The organism is Propionivibrio sp., from assembly GCF_047602565.1.
Lineage (GTDB): Bacteria > Pseudomonadota > Gammaproteobacteria > Burkholderiales > Rhodocyclaceae > Propionivibrio.
This window is the reverse complement of the sequence record NZ_JASGGX010000001.1, coordinates 2,307,753-2,321,074: the sequence shown is the minus strand read 5'-3', so window position 1 is coordinate 2,321,074 and position 13,322 is coordinate 2,307,753. Positions and strand designations below refer to the sequence as shown.

At 67.2% G+C, this 13,322-nt stretch carries 15 protein-coding genes and 1 pseudogene; 6 read left to right on the top strand and 10 right to left on the bottom strand.

Annotated elements, in window-relative coordinates:
- Nucleotides 1–2 precede the first annotated feature (2 nt).
- The 5 genes from kdpE to QM701_RS10825 all read right to left on the bottom strand — a co-directional run bounded on the left by kdpE (nucleotide 3) and on the right by QM701_RS10825 (nucleotide 3,756).
- Nucleotides 3–692 (bottom strand): two-component system response regulator KdpE, encoded by a 690-nt coding sequence (gene kdpE / locus QM701_RS10845; protein ID WP_415167072.1) that lies wholly within the window; start codon nucleotides 690–692, stop codon nucleotides 3–5.
- Nucleotides 689–2,248, bottom strand: coding sequence for a DUF4118 domain-containing protein (locus QM701_RS10840; RefSeq protein ID WP_415167071.1), 1,560 nt, complete (start codon nucleotides 2,246–2,248; stop codon nucleotides 689–691). Before QM701_RS10840 ends, kdpE begins: the two co-directional genes overlap by 4 nt.
- A 99-nt stretch (nucleotides 2,249–2,347) precedes the next feature.
- Nucleotides 2,348–2,842 carry a C40 family peptidase gene (locus tag QM701_RS10835; RefSeq protein WP_415167070.1) on the bottom strand — a complete coding sequence of 165 codons (495 nt, stop codon included), beginning with the start codon at nucleotides 2,840–2,842 and terminating at the stop codon, nucleotides 2,348–2,350.
- A 43-nt stretch (nucleotides 2,843–2,885) separates the two neighbouring features.
- Nucleotides 2,886–3,314, bottom strand: a complete 429-nt coding sequence (locus QM701_RS10830) for a DUF6691 family protein (protein ID WP_415167069.1) — start codon at nucleotides 3,312–3,314, stop codon at nucleotides 2,886–2,888.
- 7 nt (nucleotides 3,315–3,321) lie between these two features.
- Nucleotides 3,322–3,756, bottom strand: coding sequence for a YeeE/YedE family protein (locus tag QM701_RS10825; protein WP_415167068.1), 435 nt, complete (start codon nucleotides 3,754–3,756; stop codon nucleotides 3,322–3,324).
- Between the two features lie 300 nt (nucleotides 3,757–4,056).
- Between QM701_RS10825 and QM701_RS10820 the strand changes: the two genes are divergently transcribed.
- Nucleotides 4,057–4,437, top strand: coding sequence for a DUF3597 domain-containing protein (locus tag QM701_RS10820; RefSeq protein WP_415167067.1), 381 nt, complete (start codon nucleotides 4,057–4,059; stop codon nucleotides 4,435–4,437).
- 78 nt (nucleotides 4,438–4,515) lie between these two features.
- Here QM701_RS10820 and QM701_RS10815 read toward each other — a convergent pair whose 3' ends face one another.
- Nucleotides 4,516–5,430, bottom strand: coding sequence for a LysR family transcriptional regulator (locus QM701_RS10815; RefSeq protein ID WP_415167066.1), 915 nt, complete (start codon nucleotides 5,428–5,430; stop codon nucleotides 4,516–4,518).
- A gap of 106 nt (nucleotides 5,431–5,536) precedes the next feature.
- Here QM701_RS10815 and ttdA point away from each other — a divergent pair, with 106 nt between their 5' ends.
- From ttdA to QM701_RS10795, 4 genes and pseudogenes are all read left to right on the top strand, one after another.
- Nucleotides 5,537–6,436 carry a L(+)-tartrate dehydratase subunit alpha gene (gene ttdA, locus QM701_RS10810; RefSeq protein WP_415167065.1) on the top strand — a complete coding sequence of 300 codons (900 nt, stop codon included), beginning with the start codon at nucleotides 5,537–5,539 and terminating at the stop codon, nucleotides 6,434–6,436.
- Nucleotides 6,433–7,044, top strand: a complete 612-nt coding sequence (gene ttdB / locus QM701_RS10805) for a L(+)-tartrate dehydratase subunit beta (RefSeq protein ID WP_415167064.1) — start codon at nucleotides 6,433–6,435, stop codon at nucleotides 7,042–7,044. The genes ttdA and ttdB overlap by 4 nt, the downstream gene beginning before the upstream one ends.
- Before the next feature lie 221 nt (nucleotides 7,045–7,265).
- Nucleotides 7,266–8,528, top strand: a pseudogene (locus tag QM701_RS10800) (citrate:proton symporter); the annotation flags it as partial.
- A gap of 153 nt (nucleotides 8,529–8,681) precedes the next feature.
- On the top strand, nucleotides 8,682–9,386 hold the full coding sequence (locus QM701_RS10795; protein WP_415169386.1) for a glutathione binding-like protein: 705 nt from the start codon (nucleotides 8,682–8,684) through the stop codon (nucleotides 9,384–9,386).
- 9 nt (nucleotides 9,387–9,395) lie between these two features.
- Here the strand turns inward: QM701_RS10795 and QM701_RS10790 are convergent, their stop codons facing one another.
- The 4 genes from QM701_RS10790 to QM701_RS10775 form a co-directional block, all read right to left on the bottom strand.
- Nucleotides 9,396–9,824, bottom strand: a complete 429-nt coding sequence (locus QM701_RS10790; RefSeq protein WP_415167063.1) for a BLUF domain-containing protein — start codon at nucleotides 9,822–9,824, stop codon at nucleotides 9,396–9,398.
- A gap of 11 nt (nucleotides 9,825–9,835) precedes the next feature.
- Nucleotides 9,836–10,531 (bottom strand): GTP cyclohydrolase I, encoded by a 696-nt coding sequence (gene folE, locus QM701_RS10785; RefSeq protein ID WP_415167062.1) that lies wholly within the window; start codon nucleotides 10,529–10,531, stop codon nucleotides 9,836–9,838.
- 68 nt (nucleotides 10,532–10,599) lie between these two features.
- Nucleotides 10,600–11,094 carry a YkgJ family cysteine cluster protein gene (locus tag QM701_RS10780; RefSeq protein WP_415167061.1) on the bottom strand — a complete coding sequence of 165 codons (495 nt, stop codon included), beginning with the start codon at nucleotides 11,092–11,094 and terminating at the stop codon, nucleotides 10,600–10,602.
- A gap of 103 nt (nucleotides 11,095–11,197) precedes the next feature.
- Nucleotides 11,198–12,154, bottom strand: coding sequence for a LysR family transcriptional regulator (locus QM701_RS10775; protein WP_415167060.1), 957 nt, complete (start codon nucleotides 12,152–12,154; stop codon nucleotides 11,198–11,200).
- 138 nt (nucleotides 12,155–12,292) lie between these two features.
- Here QM701_RS10775 and denD point away from each other — a divergent pair, with 138 nt between their 5' ends.
- Complete coding sequence (denD, locus tag QM701_RS10770) at nucleotides 12,293–13,267, top strand: D-erythronate dehydrogenase (protein ID WP_415167059.1); 975 nt, start codon at nucleotides 12,293–12,295, stop codon at nucleotides 13,265–13,267.
- Nucleotides 13,268–13,322: the final 55 nt, after the last annotated feature.

The window sequence follows — 13,322 nt, the reverse complement described above, 5'->3', positions numbered from 1 at the left end:
CCCTAGGGCTGGAAGCGATAGCCGACGCCGGTCTCGGTGAGGAAATGGCGCGGCTGGGTCGGGTCGATTTCCAGTTTCTGCCGCAGGCGGCCGACGTACACCCGCAGGTAGTGATGGCTCTCGACGCTGGCCGGGCCCCACACCTCGTGCAGCAGGTGGCGCTGCGTCAGCACCTTGCCGGCGTTGGCCAGCAGCACGCAGAGCAGGCGGTATTCGATCGGCGTGAGATGCACCGGCTCGCCGTGGCGCACCACCCGGCGGAGCGAGAGGTCGACCGCGGTTTCGCCGAACTCCACCCGCGGCGACGCCGCGTCGCCGCGATTCCTGCGCCGCAGCAGGGCGCGCACCCGGGCCTGCAGTTCGCCGACGCCGAAAGGCTTGGTCAGATAGTCGTCGGCGCCGGCGTCGAGCGCCCGCACCTTGTCCTTTTCGTGGGCGCGGGCGGACAGCACCAGGATCGGCGCGTCGGACCAGCCGCGCAGGGCGCGGATGAATTCGACGCCGTCGCCGTCCGGCAGGCCGAGGTCGAGCAGGACGAGATCGGGCGTCTGCCTGCCCGCTTCCAGCAGCCCCTGCGCCGAGGTTTCCGCCTCGGCCACGCGGCAGCCTTCCTCCTCCAGCGCGCTGCGCACGAAGCGGCGAATCTGTCGCTCGTCCTCGACGATCAGCGCCGTGGGCTTCTCCGCGCTCATGCGCCGGCTCCCGGCTCGGCGGGCGTCTCATCCTCGATGGCCGGCGGTTCGCCCAGCGGCAGGGTAAACGTCACACAGGCGCCGCCCTGTGGCCGGTTCGCCGCCGCGATGGTCCCGCCGTGCGCTTCGACGATGGCCCGGCAGATGGCCAGCCCCAGCCCGACGCCGGGCCGGGACGATTCGCTCTCGCCGCGCACGAACATGTCGAACATGGCGGAGGCGGCCGCCGGGAAGCCCGGGCCGTGATCGTCAACGTCGACGCACAGCCATCCGTCCGCGGCCCGCACTTCGATCTCGATGGGGCTGCCCGCCGGCGAATGCTTCGCGGCGTTTTCCAGCAGGTTGCAGAACACCCGCTCGATCAGCACCGCGTCGAACGCTACCAGCGGCAGGTTCACGGCCAGCGCCACCTTCACCCGATGTTCGGCGAGGGCGTGGCCGAGCAGCTTGATGCTCGCGCCGATGACTTCCTCGATCGGCTGCCACTCCTTCTGCAGCGTCACCTCGCCGGCGTGCAGCCGGGCCATGTCGAGCAGGTTGGCGACCAGCCCGGCCAGCCGTCCGGCCTGGTCGCGTATCGCCCCGGCGGTTTCCCGCGCCGCCCCGTCCAGCGGCGAGCGGGTGACGGCCAGCGAGTCCGCCAGCCCCACCAGGACGGTGAGCGGCGTGCGCAGGTCGTGCGAGAGCGCCGAGAGGATCGAACTGCGCAGCCGCTCCGCGACGATCTGCATCTGCGTGCGCTGCGCCACGTTGACGTAATGGATGCGTTCGATGGCGATGGCGATCAGCAGGGCCACGGTTTCGAGCTGCGGCCTGCGGGCGAACAGCGCCTCCGGCGGCGCGTCGCCGGCGGGCGCCACGGCGACCACGCCGCGCACGCGCGTCGGCGCCTGCAGCGGCAGATACAGCGCGGCATAGCCGCCGGACGCCAGTTGCGAGCATTCCACCGGCTTGCCCTGTTCGTACGCGATCGTCGCCAGGCGGGGCTCGACGTGCAGCGGCGGCCCCTTGCCGCCGGCGAGCGGCCGCAGCTGCCCGTCGTCGGCCAGCAGCAGGTCGGCGCGCGCGTCGAACTGGCGGGACAGGAAGGCGCGCGTGATGTCGGCCACCTGTTCCAGCGTCAATGCGCCGGAAAGGTCGCGGGCCATTTCGGAAAGCGCCCGGGCGCGCTCCTCGGCGGCGGCGGAGTCGTCGGCCTGCCGGCGCAGCCCGGCGGTCAGGCGGCCGGTGATGACGGCTACCGTCAGCATGACCGCGAAAGTCACCAGGTACTGGCCGTCGCGCACGGCGAAGGAAAAGCGCGGCGGCACGAAGAAAAAATCGAACAGGGCGACGTTGAGCACGGCGGCGAGCAGCGCCGGCCGCAGCCCGAAACGGACGGCGACGAGCAATACCGTGAGCAGGAACAGCATCACGATGTTCGCCGGGTCCAGGACGGCGGCCAGCGGCATCGCGATGGCGGCGGTGCCGGCGCAGGCGAGCACGGTCAGCGCCTGCGGCAGCCAGTCCGCGCGGGGAAAGGAGCGGGTCGCGCCGTTTTTGCCGGGAATCGCCATGTAATCGCCGGAAGGCCGGCCGGGTGGTGGTGTCGCCGCCGATTCTCCCGCGCCGGGAATAAAAATGGTGTAAATATCCCGGCCGGTCCGGCCGCCGGATCAGTCGAAGTAGGCGCGCGCGGCGTTGAAGCGCTGCGCGAAGTAGCGCGCGCTCATCTGGTCGATGCGCACGCGCCCGTTGGTTGACGGCGCGTGAATGAAACGGTCGTCGCCGATGTAGATGCCGACGTGGGAAAACGGCGCGTTGCGCGTGTTGAAGAACACCAGATCGCCCGGCCGCAGGTCGTCGCGGCCGACCGGACGGCCCCGCCGGGCGATGTCCGCCGCGCTGCCGCCGAGCTTGAGGCCGGCGGCCCGGTCGAAAATGTAGGCCACCATGCCGCTGCAATCGAGGCCGGCCTCGGGGTTCTTGCCGCCGAAGCGGTAGCCGGTGTCGATCAGCCCCAGGGCATACAGGGCGACTTCCCGCCCCGGTTCGGAAGCCAGCGGCCGCGCCGGGGCCGCCGGCACGTGTTCCGGCGCCGTGGGCACGCTGCCGCACGCGGCGAGGAAGCATGCCAGCGCGCATGCGGCGAGGAGCGATCGTCTCTGCATGCGGGCGAGTATAGCCAGTTCCGCTCTCGCCACGTCCTCCGCTTCAAGGACGCGGCGTTTCCCGCCGGCGCCGGTGCGCCTCGAACGCCGCCATGCCGCCGAGCAGCCCGGCGGTGAAGAGCATGCCCGGCGTCGACCCCGCCCCGAGCAGGACCAGGGCCGGACCCGGGCAGATGCCCGCCAGCCCCCAGCCGATGCCGAACAGCGCGCTGCCGGCCAGCAGGCGCCGGTCGATCTGCCGCGCGGTGGGCATCTGCAGCGGCATCCCGAGCAGCGACCGCGAGCGGTCGCGGAAGAGGCGGAAGGCGACCCGCCCCACGGCGACCGCGCCGGCCATGACCAGCGCCAGCGAAGGGTCCCAGGCCCCGGCGAGGTCGAGGAAGCCGAGCACCTTGGCCGGATCGCTCATGCCCGAGACGATCAGCCCCAGCCCGAACATCAGCCCGGCCGCGAAGGCGGTCAGAACAGGCATCGCGATCTCATCCGAGCAGGTGCCGCGCGACGAAAACGGTGGCGAAGCCGGCGGCCATGAAGGTCAGCGTGGCCGCCAGCGAGCGGGGCGACAGGCGCGACAGGCCGCAGACGCCGTGGCCGCTGGTGCATCCCGAGCCCAGGCGGGCGCCGTAGCCGACCAGCAGGCCCGCCGCGACGAGTCCGGCGCCGCCCGTGTCGACACGGCTTGCCGGCAGCGCGGCAAAGACCTGGTACAGCGCGGGAGCGAGGATCAGCCCGAGGACGAAGGCGGCGCGCCAGGCGAATTCGCCCGAACGCGGACGCGCCAGCAATCCGCCCAGGATGCCGCTGATGCCCGCGATGCGGCCGTTGAACGCCAGCAGCAGGGCGGCCGCCAGCCCGATCAGCAGACCGCCGGCGAGGGCAGCGGCCGGGGTGAAATGGCTCCAGTCGATGGTCATGAGGCGTGCGCTCCGGTTGCGGACAGGGCGGCGGCAAGAAAGGCAGCGGTGCGAAAGAGCGGGAATCCGCGTGCCGCGCTCGATCTATATATTAGATTATTCTAATTTTACGGTCAATGCGCTGCCGAAAAGCTATTTCCTGGCACATGGAGGCGGTCGTCCGGATCGCCCGGACCCGGTGAATTGCAAAATCCGATTTACCTTGAAATTGCCGGGGTTTCCGGTGATGTAGAGTGAAGCGTGGCTCGGAGTCGTGCGTATGCTCCGAGGTGTCGTCAACCGTCCCGAAAGGAACTCCCCATGAGCCTGTTCAGCGCAATCCTCGAGAAGCTCGGTTTCGGCAATAAACCCCAACCCACCACTCCGCCGGCCGCGTCGCCCACGGCCGCAGCCCCGGCGGCGCCGGCACCGGCCGCGATCTCGCCGGTGGACGTCGTCGCCAAGCTCGAAGGCCTGGCCGCGTCCAATCCCCAGAAGCTCAACTGGAAGACCTCCATCGTCGACCTGCTCAAGCTGCTCGGCCTCGACAGCAGTTTCGACGCGCGCAAGACCCTCGCCGCGGAACTCGGCTGCCCGCCGGAAAAGATGGCCGATTCCGCCCAGATGAACATGTGGCTGCACAAGACGGTCCTGCAGCGCCTGGCAGACAACGGCGGCAACATCCCGAAGGAACTTCTCTGAAGACCGTGGCAGGCGGCTGATCCCCGCCGCCTGCTCGCCGCGCCGGATGACGGAAGGATGTCCGTCAGCCGGCGCGCGTCACCACAGGAAACGCTGCCGCCCGGACTTCTGGGCGAAATGTTCCGCCAGGAAGTCCACGAACGCGCGCACCTTGGCGGCGAGGTTCCGCTTCTGCGGGTAGACGGCGTAAATGTCGGCCGGAGGCAGCGCATAGTCCTCCAGTAGAACCTCCAGCTGGCCGCTCCGAACGAACGGCGCGGCGTCCCATTCCGAACGCATCATCACGCCATGTCCCTGGAGCGCCCAGGTCAGCACGGCCGCCCCGTCGTTGCTGCTCAGCGTGCCGCGCACCTTGACGCTCTGCGTCTTGCGCGCCTTGGTGAAATGCCATTGACCGTAGGCCACGTCGTCCTGGCGGACGATCAGGCAGTTGTGCTGGGTCAGGTCGTGCGGCACCATCGGCCTGCTGCGGCCTTCGAGGTAGATCGGCGAGGCGAAGATCCGGCGCCGGTGATTGGCGATCTTGCGCGCCATCACCCGGCCGTCGGGCGGCGGGCCGAAGCGGATGCTCACATCCACGTCGCCTTCCGCCAGGCTCAACGGCCGGTCCGTGAGCAGCAACTGAATCTCCAGGTCCGGGTATGACTCCGCGAATTTCGATATCGCCGGAGCGATGAAGTACCGGCCGAAGCCCAGCGTGGCCTGCACCTTCAGGAGCCCGACGGGCGCGCCCTGGCCGCTCGCTATCGTGCGTTCCAGCTCATCGATTTCGCCAAGAATGCGCCGACCTTCGGCGAGATAAATCTCCCCTTCCTGCGTCAGGCTGATGCGCCGCGTGTTGCGGGCGATCAGGCGCACCCCCAGGCGCGATTCGAGCTGGGCCAGCCACTTGCTGACCGCCGAGGGCGTGACGTTGAACTCCCTGGCCGCGGCCGAAAGGCTGCCGCTCTTGATCAGGGTGGAAAAAAAGGCGAGGTCGGTGCGCAATTTCATTTTTTCCTGTATGGCACATATGGTTTGCCGAAATACGTATTTCTGTCTCTCCTGGAAAATTATAGATTACCCACGCCGCCTAAAGGGGCATGGACAGGAGAAACCGATGGACAAGCAAGACGCCGTGCAGTCGCTCACCGACACGATGGCGAAATTCACCGCCTACATAGGCAAGCATCTTCCGACGGATGTCGAGAGGAAACTCGCGGAGCTCCGCGCGCGGGAAACCAAACCGCTGGCCAAGGCGATCTATCTTTCGATGGCCGAGAACCAGGAAGCCGCCAACCGGCTGGACCGGCCGAGCTGCCAGGATACCGGGGTCATCCAGTATTTCATCACGGCCGGCGCCGGGTTCCCGCTGCTCGGCGAGTTGGGCGACGTCCTCGCCGAAGCCACGCGCCGCGCCACGATCGCCGCGCCGCTGCGACACAACGCCGTCGAAACCTTCGTCGAGAAGAATACCGGCACCAACACCGGCTCGCGCATTCCCTGGCTCGACTGGGAAATCGTCCCCGACGATGACGGCGTGACGATCGACGTCTATATGGCTGGCGGCGGGTGCACGCTGCCGGGTTCGGCGACCGTGCTCATGCCGGGCCAGGGCTACGAGGGCGTGACCGATTTCGTCTTCGACGTCATCTCGTCGCGCGGCGTCAATGCCTGTCCGCCGTTGCTGGTCGGCGTCGGCATCTCGACGGCGGTCGAGACGGCCGCCCGCCTTTCCAAAAAGGCGCTGATGCGCCCGATCGGCTCCCGCCACCCGGATGCCGATGCCGCGATGATGGAGACGCTGCTCGAAGCAGGACTCAACGAAATGGGCATCGGGCCGCAAGGACTGACCGGTACCGACAGCGTGATGGGCGTCAACATCGAGTCCTCCGCGCGCCATCCCTCGACGATCGGCGTCGCCGTCTCGACCGGCTGCTGGGCGCATCGGCGCGGCCGCATCCGCGTCAACCCCGATCTGAGCTACCGGATCATTTCGCACGAAGGAGTCACGCTGTGAGCAAGAAGATTCTCACCACGCCGATCAGGGATCAGGACCTGGAGGATTTGCGCATCGGCGACGTCGTCTATCTGACCGGCCACCTCGTCACCTGCCGCGACGTGGCGCACCGCCGGCTGATCGAACAGAAGCGCGAGCTGCCGGTGGACCTCAAGGGTGGCGCGATCTTCCACGCCGGCCCCATCGTGCGCAAGCGGGAGGACGGCAAATTCGAAATGGTGTCGATCGGTCCGACGACCAGCATGCGGATGGAAAAGTTCGAAAAGGAGTTCATCGAACAGACCGGCGTCAAGCTGATCGTGGGCAAGGGCGGCATGGGGCCGCTGACCGAGGAGGGCTGCAAAAGGCACAAGGCGGTTCACGCGATCTTCCCGGGCGGATGCGCCGTCGTCGCGGCGACCCAGGTCGAGGAAATCGAGCGCGCCGAATGGCAGGACCTCGGCATGCCGGAAACGCTGTGGGTCAACCGCGTCAGGGAATTCGGGCCCTTGATCATCTCGATCGACACCCAGGGCAACAACCTGATCGAGAAAAACAAGGCCGAGTTCAACGCCCGGAAAGGCGAGATCGTCAAAAAAATCCACGGCCGGGTCGGGTTCATCAAGTGACGTGAACGGGCGGATGCCGCCGGGCAACGATCGGCCCGTACGGCGGCATCCTTCGCCGACCCGACACAGGGCCGGCGAAAACGGGGTAGGGCATCCGCCTGGAACCGCGGCTTCTCGCCAAGTAGCAAAAAACAAGCTTCTCAGGGCAGCAAACGCAACGAGGGTTCGGCGACACGCATCGCCGATGCCGAGACCGGCACATTCAAATCAAGGGGAAAACAATGATAACGTTCCTGGCCTACGGGATGATCGCAGCATTCCTGGTGCTGCTGACCAAGAAAAAACTGAACGTCTTCACCGCGCTGATCCTGGTTCCGATCGTCTTCGGAATCGCGGCATGCCTGATCACCGGCAAGGACCCCGTCCTGATCTTCGACTGGATCAAGAAAGGGCTGTTCTTCAGCCAGAACCCGACGACCCACAAGGTCAAGATGGGCGTGATGTCCGGGCTCGTGCTCATCCTGTTCGCCATCCTTTATTTCGGAGTCATGCTCAAGGCGGGCCTGTTCGACCCGCTTTGCATCTTCTTCATCAAGATGGCCAAAGGCGATCCGCTGAAGGTGAGCGTCGCCACGATCATGGTTGCCAGCATGGTTACGCTGGACGGCGACACCACCACCACGATCGTGGTGTGTACCGCGGCGTTCCTGGCGCTGTTCAAACGCATGGAGATGAAACTGTCGTATCTGGCGGTGCTGATCACCCTGCCCGTCGGCATCTTCAACCAGTTGCCGTGGGGCGGTCCGCTGGTGGCCAACGCCACGGCGCTCGGCGTTAACATGGGCACGATGTTCAGGCAGATACTGCCGGGCATGCTCATGGCGTGGATGTACGTGATCGGCGTTGCCTTCTGGCTGGGCAAGAAGGAACGGGCCCGGCTGAACTACGACCCGGCGCATTCCTTGAACGTCACGCCCGAGCACATCGAGGAGATGGTGTCCTCGGTCAAGAATTTCGAGCCGGATTTCAAGCGGCCCCGGTATTTCTATTTCAACCTGATCCTGACCGTGCTCGTCGTCGGCGCGCTGATTGCGGACATCGGGCACGGCGGCGTGCTGTTCATGGTCGGCTCGGCCATCGCGCTGGCGGTGAACTACAAGCTCGACGAGCAGCTCGATCTCATCAGGAACTGCGCCTCCGACGTCCTGATCCCGTCGCTGGCCACGTTCGCCGCCGGCGCATTCACGGGGATATTGGGAAACAGCGGCATGTCAACCGCCGTGGCCAACAGCATCATCGCCGTCCTGCCCCAGTCGCTGGGCGTGCACATGGCGCCGATCTACGCTCTGCTCGCTGCCCCGGCGATCTGTTTCCTGCCCCAGGATGCGTTCTATTTCGGCATCGCGGCCATCGTCGCGCCCGTCGGCAGTCAGCTGGGCATCTCGACCGAGGAGATCGCGGTGGCGTCCATGGTCGGCCAGGCCTGGCGCCTGGCGAGCCCGGTCATTCCGGCGCTGTACCTGCTGTGCGAGCGCTGCGAGATGAACTTCGTCGAACTATCAGAAACTGTTCTTCAAGCTGACCTGGCCGATCCTCTTCATCTACCTGTTCATGCATTCGATCACCGGTGCGATGCCGTTCTGAAGTCGAAACGGGCGCACAATTGGCGGGTCCAACCGGCTTTCAGGAGACCCGCCATGATCGACCTCCATTACTGGACCACCCCCAACGGCCACAAGATCACCATCTTCCTGGAGGAAGCGCAGCTTCCGTACCGGATCTTTCCGGTCAACATCTCTAAGGGCGAGCAGTTCCGGCCGGACTTTTTGCGGATTTCGCCGAACAACCGCATCCCGGCGATCGTGGACCACGCGCCGGCCGACGGCGGGGCGCCGGTCTCCGTCTTCGAGTCGGGGGCGATCCTGCTCTACCTGGCCGAGAAGACCGGCAGCTTCATCCCGTCCGACCTGCGCGGGCGCACGGAGACGCTGCAATGGCTGTTCTGGCAGATGGGCGGGCTCGGCCCGATGGCCGGGCAGAACCACCATTTCGGCCTGTACGCGCCGGAGAAGATTCCCTACGCCATCGAGCGCTACGTGAAGGAGACGAACCGGCTGTACGGCGTGCTGAACACGCGCCTGGCCGACCGCGAGTTCGTCGCCGGCGACTATTCCATCGCCGACATGGCGGCGTATCCGTGGATCGTGCCGTGGCAGCGGCAGCAGCAGAACCTGGACGACTTCCCGCACCTGAAGCGCTGGTTCGAGGCGATCCGGACGCGGCCGGCGGTGGTCGAGGCGTACCGCCGGGCCGAGGGGATCAACACCGCGCCGACCGTCACCGACGAAGCCCGCGCCGTGCTCTTCGGGCAGACCGCGGCGAGCGCCGGGAACCCGAAGTAGCGCGGCCGGCTAGCCGCTTCGGCCGATCACCGCCGCGGTGGCCAGCAGTTCGTCGAGCAGCGCCAGCGACGCCTTGCCCGAACAGTTGAACGGGTTGAGCAGCGGCAGTTCGGCGTACTTGAGCAGCAGCGACGGATTGACCGTCAACACGTCCACGTGGCCCATCGTCCAGTTGCCGAAGCGGCGCTCGGAGATTTCCTCGAAGCTGAGGATGCGCACGTGGGCGTGGCGGTCGTCGCGCACGATGGTGTTGTAAAGCTCGCACACCTCGTCGCGGCCGCCTTCGAGCACCTGCAGGAAGGTGTCTCGGCCGTAGCAGAGGATGCCGGTGATGCCGAGCCGGGCATTGTGTGCGCGCGACTGGACGAGGATGGCGTCGACCACCGCGGCGGTCAGCGGGGCGGCGGGGCGGCTGGCGTAGAGCAATCGGACGAGCATCGTGGCCTCTTCTAAGTCTTCAGCTTGATCAGGGAAAGGAATTCGCGGCGCAGCGCGGCGTCCTTGAGGAAGCTGCCGCGCATCACGCTGTTGATCATCTTGGTTTCGGCGTCCTTCACCCCGCGCCAGTGCATGCAGAAGTGATCGGCTTCCATGACCACGGCCAGGCCGTCGGGGCTGACCTTGCGCATCAGCAGCTCGGCCATCTGGGTGATCGCCTCTTCCTGGATCTGCGGCCGGCTCATCACCCATTCGGCGAGGCGCGAGTATTTCGACAGGCCGATCAGGTTGGAATGTTCGTTGGGCATCAACCCGATCCACAGCCGGCCGATGATCGGGCAGAGGTGGTGGCTGCAGGCGCTGCGCACGGTGATCGGCCCGACGATCATCAACTCGTTGAGCCGCTCGACGTTGGGAAATTCGGTGACCGGCGGCGCGGGCATATAGCGGCCGCGGAACACTTCCCCGAGGTACATCCGGGCGACGCGGCGCGCCGTGTCCTGCGTGTTGTGGTCGCTTTCCGTGTCGATGACCAGGCTGGCCAGCACGCCCTTCATCTTTTCCTCGACCTCGTCAACCAGGGCGTCCAGCTCGCCCGGTTCGAGGAAGGCGGCGATGTTGTCGTTGGCGTGGAAACGCTGGCCGGCGCGCTGGATGCGCGCGCGGATGCGGGCCGATACGGGATCTTTTCTTGTGTCGTCGGTCATGAACTGTACTTGTTGTGAAGAGCGGTTTCCTTGTGATCGGCCGTCAGACCGCGAAAACGGTACGGCGTTCAGGCGGGCGCGGCCCGGAACCACGCCGTCAATGGGCGCGTCTCGCCCAAGGCGGCCAGCCGGCGGTCAACGGCATCGTGGTTGCCCCAGACGGTGTCCGCCAGGGCGCCCGCCGCCGCCTGGACCTCGATGGCCCGGCAATACAGGCCGCGATCGCGCTGCACGTAGAAACCGTAGGTCCGGCAGGCCACCGGGCGGCAGGCATACACCGGACAGGCGCCGGTCTCGCCGTCGAGCAGCGGGCAGACGACCGGACCCGCCGGCGCTTCCGGGAGCGCGGCGACGGCGCGGGAGATGCGTTCCCGCTGTCTTTCCGGCAAGGCGGCCAGCGCGTCCCGCAGCCGTTCCCATTCCATCGCGGTCAGCGAAGGAACGTCGGCGAGATGGCGGCAGCACGTATCGCAACCCTTGGCGCAGGGCCAGTCGGGCGCGCCGGCGCGGATGGCGAGCACGCGGGCGTCGATGTCGGCGTGGAGGCGGTCCAGATCGTCCATGGCGCGGTTCGGGAAAACGGAATTCGGCAAGTTTAGAGCGCCCGGCGCGGGTGCGAAAGCCGCGCCGGAAATCCGTGCGGGCCGGCCGCTTTCCGGTTCCGTCTCAGCGTTTCCCGGCCATTGCGCCGGCATGCAGCAGTTCGAGCAGCGTGTCCTTGGCCGGGCTCGCGTGCCGGTCCCGGTGCACGATGCTGCCCCAGGGCGAGAGCCGGTGCATGAACTCGTAGGGGACCACGCTCAGCACGCCGCTTTCCACGTACTGCGCGGCGATCGAACGGGGCGCGACGGCCAGCATGTGCTCGCGCATCAGCAGCGTGGCGGTGAACACCAGCGACGAGGTTTCGACGAAGCCGGTCGGCATGCCGGCGCCGTGGCCGATGCATTCCTGGTCGATGACCTCGCGCGAGGGACTGCCCTTGGGCTGCAATATCCACGGGTAGTCCAGCAGCGCCTTGAAGGGGAGCGGTTCCCGCCGGGCCAGCCCGACTAGAGGATGGCCCGGCGAGGCGACGATCGCCACCTCCTCCTCGCCGATCGGGCGGAAGACGCATTCCTGGCTGGCCGGATCGCCGGGCCGGGGCAGGCGTCCGACGACGATGTCGAGGCTGCCGTCGCAGAGCCGCTCGATCAGCCGGTCGCTGGTGTCGACGGTCACCTCGACCGACAGCAGCGGATAGCGCCGCTTGGTCTCCAGCAGCGCGCCGCTCAGGCAGTCGGGCAGGGCGACCATGATGCTGCCGATGAAGATCTTTTCCGCGCCGCCCTGGCGCAGCTTGGACAGCTCGTTGCCCAAGGCGGCCATCGTGCCGCGCACGCCGCGGCAGGCATGCAGCACGGCCTGGCCGGCCGGATTGAGCCGGAGCCCGCGTCCCTCGCGCTCGAACAGCGCCTCACCGACCGCCGCTTCGAGCTCGTGCAGCATCTTGCTCGCGGCCGACGGCGTCGTGCCGAGCTGCCGCGCGGCGGCGTGCAGCGTTGCGTGCTCGTGGATCGCCAGCATCAGCAGCACCTGACGCATACGGAGGCGGTTGAGCAGCAGCGGCGGGACGGAATTGGACATGGCCGATCGATGAAATTTCGGAATCGATGATTCTATTCTTTTCAATATACGGAAACATTCGCCGTTGCTACGATTCCGGCATAGGGGGCGCCGGGCGGCGCCCCCGGATTGTAAACAACCACTTGGCGAGGGCTCGACATGAAAGTACTGATTACCGGAGGAGGAGGATTCCTGGGCTACCGTCTGGCGCAGGCGCTGCTGAAGAAGGGCACGCTGGCGGACGGCGAGGGCCGGCAGGTGCCGATCGCGCGGATCACCCTGTTCGACATGGCGTTCCCGGAGCACGTCGATGCGCGGCTCACCTGCGTCAAGGGCGACCTCACCGACCGGGCCGGCGTCGAGGCCGCGCTCGGCGGCGACACCACGGCGGTGTTCCACCTCGCCTCGGTGGTCAGCGGCGGCGCCGAGGCCGACTTCGACCTCGGCATGCGCGTCAACCTCGACGGCACGCGCGGCCTGCTCGACCTCTGCCGAAAACAGGCCAAACCGCCGCGCTTCGTCTTCACCAGCTCGGTCGCCGTGTTCGGCGGCGAGTTACCGGCGGTGCTCGACGACGGCACCACACCCAACCCGCAAGGCTCCTACGGCGCCCAGAAAGTCTGCTGCGAATACCTCGTCACCGACTACTCGCGCAAGGGCTACATCGACGGCCGTTCGCTGCGCCTGCCGACCATCTCCGTGCGCCCCGGCAAGCCCAATCTGGCGGTTTCCTCGTTCGCCAGCGGCATCATCCGCGAACCGCTCAACGGCGTCGAAGCGATCTGCCCGGTGGGGCGCGAGGCGAAGATCTGGCTGCTCTCCCCGGCCAAGGTGATCGAAGCGCTGATCCACGCCGGCGAACTGCCGTCGTCGGCGTGGGGCACTAAGCGGGTGCTCAACCTGCCGGGCACCACCGCGGGGGTCGGCGAGATGATCGACACGCTGCGGCGGATCGCCGGCGACGCGGTGGCCGACCGCATCCGCATCCAGCCCGACCCGCGCATCGAGGCGCTGGTGCTCTCCTGGCCGGCGGCCTTCACGACCGAGCGCGCCGCCCGGCTCGGCTTCAGCGCCGACCAGGATGTGGAGTCGATCATCCGCAGCTACATCGAGGATGAAAGCATCAAGGTCTGACGGTTGGACCGGCTAAAGTAACGGCGCCCGGCGTTTGCCGGTGCGCCGTTTTTTT

Coding starts and splice junctions, on each gene's coding strand:
- QM701_RS10840 (WP_415167071.1), bottom strand. CDS start 2,248: ATGGCGATTCCCGGCAAAAACGGCGCGACCCGCTCCTTTCCCCGCGCG.
- QM701_RS10835 (WP_415167070.1), bottom strand. CDS start 2,842: ATGCAGAGACGATCGCTCCTCGCCGCATGCGCGCTGGCATGCTTCCTC.
- QM701_RS10795 (WP_415169386.1), top strand. CDS start 8,682: ATGATCGACCTCCATTACTGGACCACCCCCAACGGCCACAAGATCACC.
- QM701_RS10790 (WP_415167063.1), bottom strand. CDS start 9,824: ATGCTCGTCCGATTGCTCTACGCCAGCCGCCCCGCCGCCCCGCTGACC.
- QM701_RS10830 (WP_415167069.1), bottom strand. CDS start 3,314: ATGCCTGTTCTGACCGCCTTCGCGGCCGGGCTGATGTTCGGGCTGGGG.
- folE (WP_415167062.1), bottom strand. CDS start 10,531: ATGACCGACGACACAAGAAAAGATCCCGTATCGGCCCGCATCCGCGCG.
- ttdA (WP_415167065.1), top strand. CDS start 5,537: ATGGACAAGCAAGACGCCGTGCAGTCGCTCACCGACACGATGGCGAAA.
- QM701_RS10780 (WP_415167061.1), bottom strand. CDS start 11,094: ATGGACGATCTGGACCGCCTCCACGCCGACATCGACGCCCGCGTGCTC.
- denD (WP_415167059.1), top strand. CDS start 12,293: ATGAAAGTACTGATTACCGGAGGAGGAGGATTCCTGGGCTACCGTCTG.
- kdpE (WP_415167072.1), bottom strand. CDS start 692: ATGAGCGCGGAGAAGCCCACGGCGCTGATCGTCGAGGACGAGCGACAG.
- QM701_RS10825 (WP_415167068.1), bottom strand. CDS start 3,756: ATGACCATCGACTGGAGCCATTTCACCCCGGCCGCTGCCCTCGCCGGC.
- QM701_RS10775 (WP_415167060.1), bottom strand. CDS start 12,154: ATGTCCAATTCCGTCCCGCCGCTGCTGCTCAACCGCCTCCGTATGCGT.
- QM701_RS10820 (WP_415167067.1), top strand. CDS start 4,057: ATGAGCCTGTTCAGCGCAATCCTCGAGAAGCTCGGTTTCGGCAATAAA.
- QM701_RS10815 (WP_415167066.1), bottom strand. CDS start 5,430: ATGAAATTGCGCACCGACCTCGCCTTTTTTTCCACCCTGATCAAGAGC.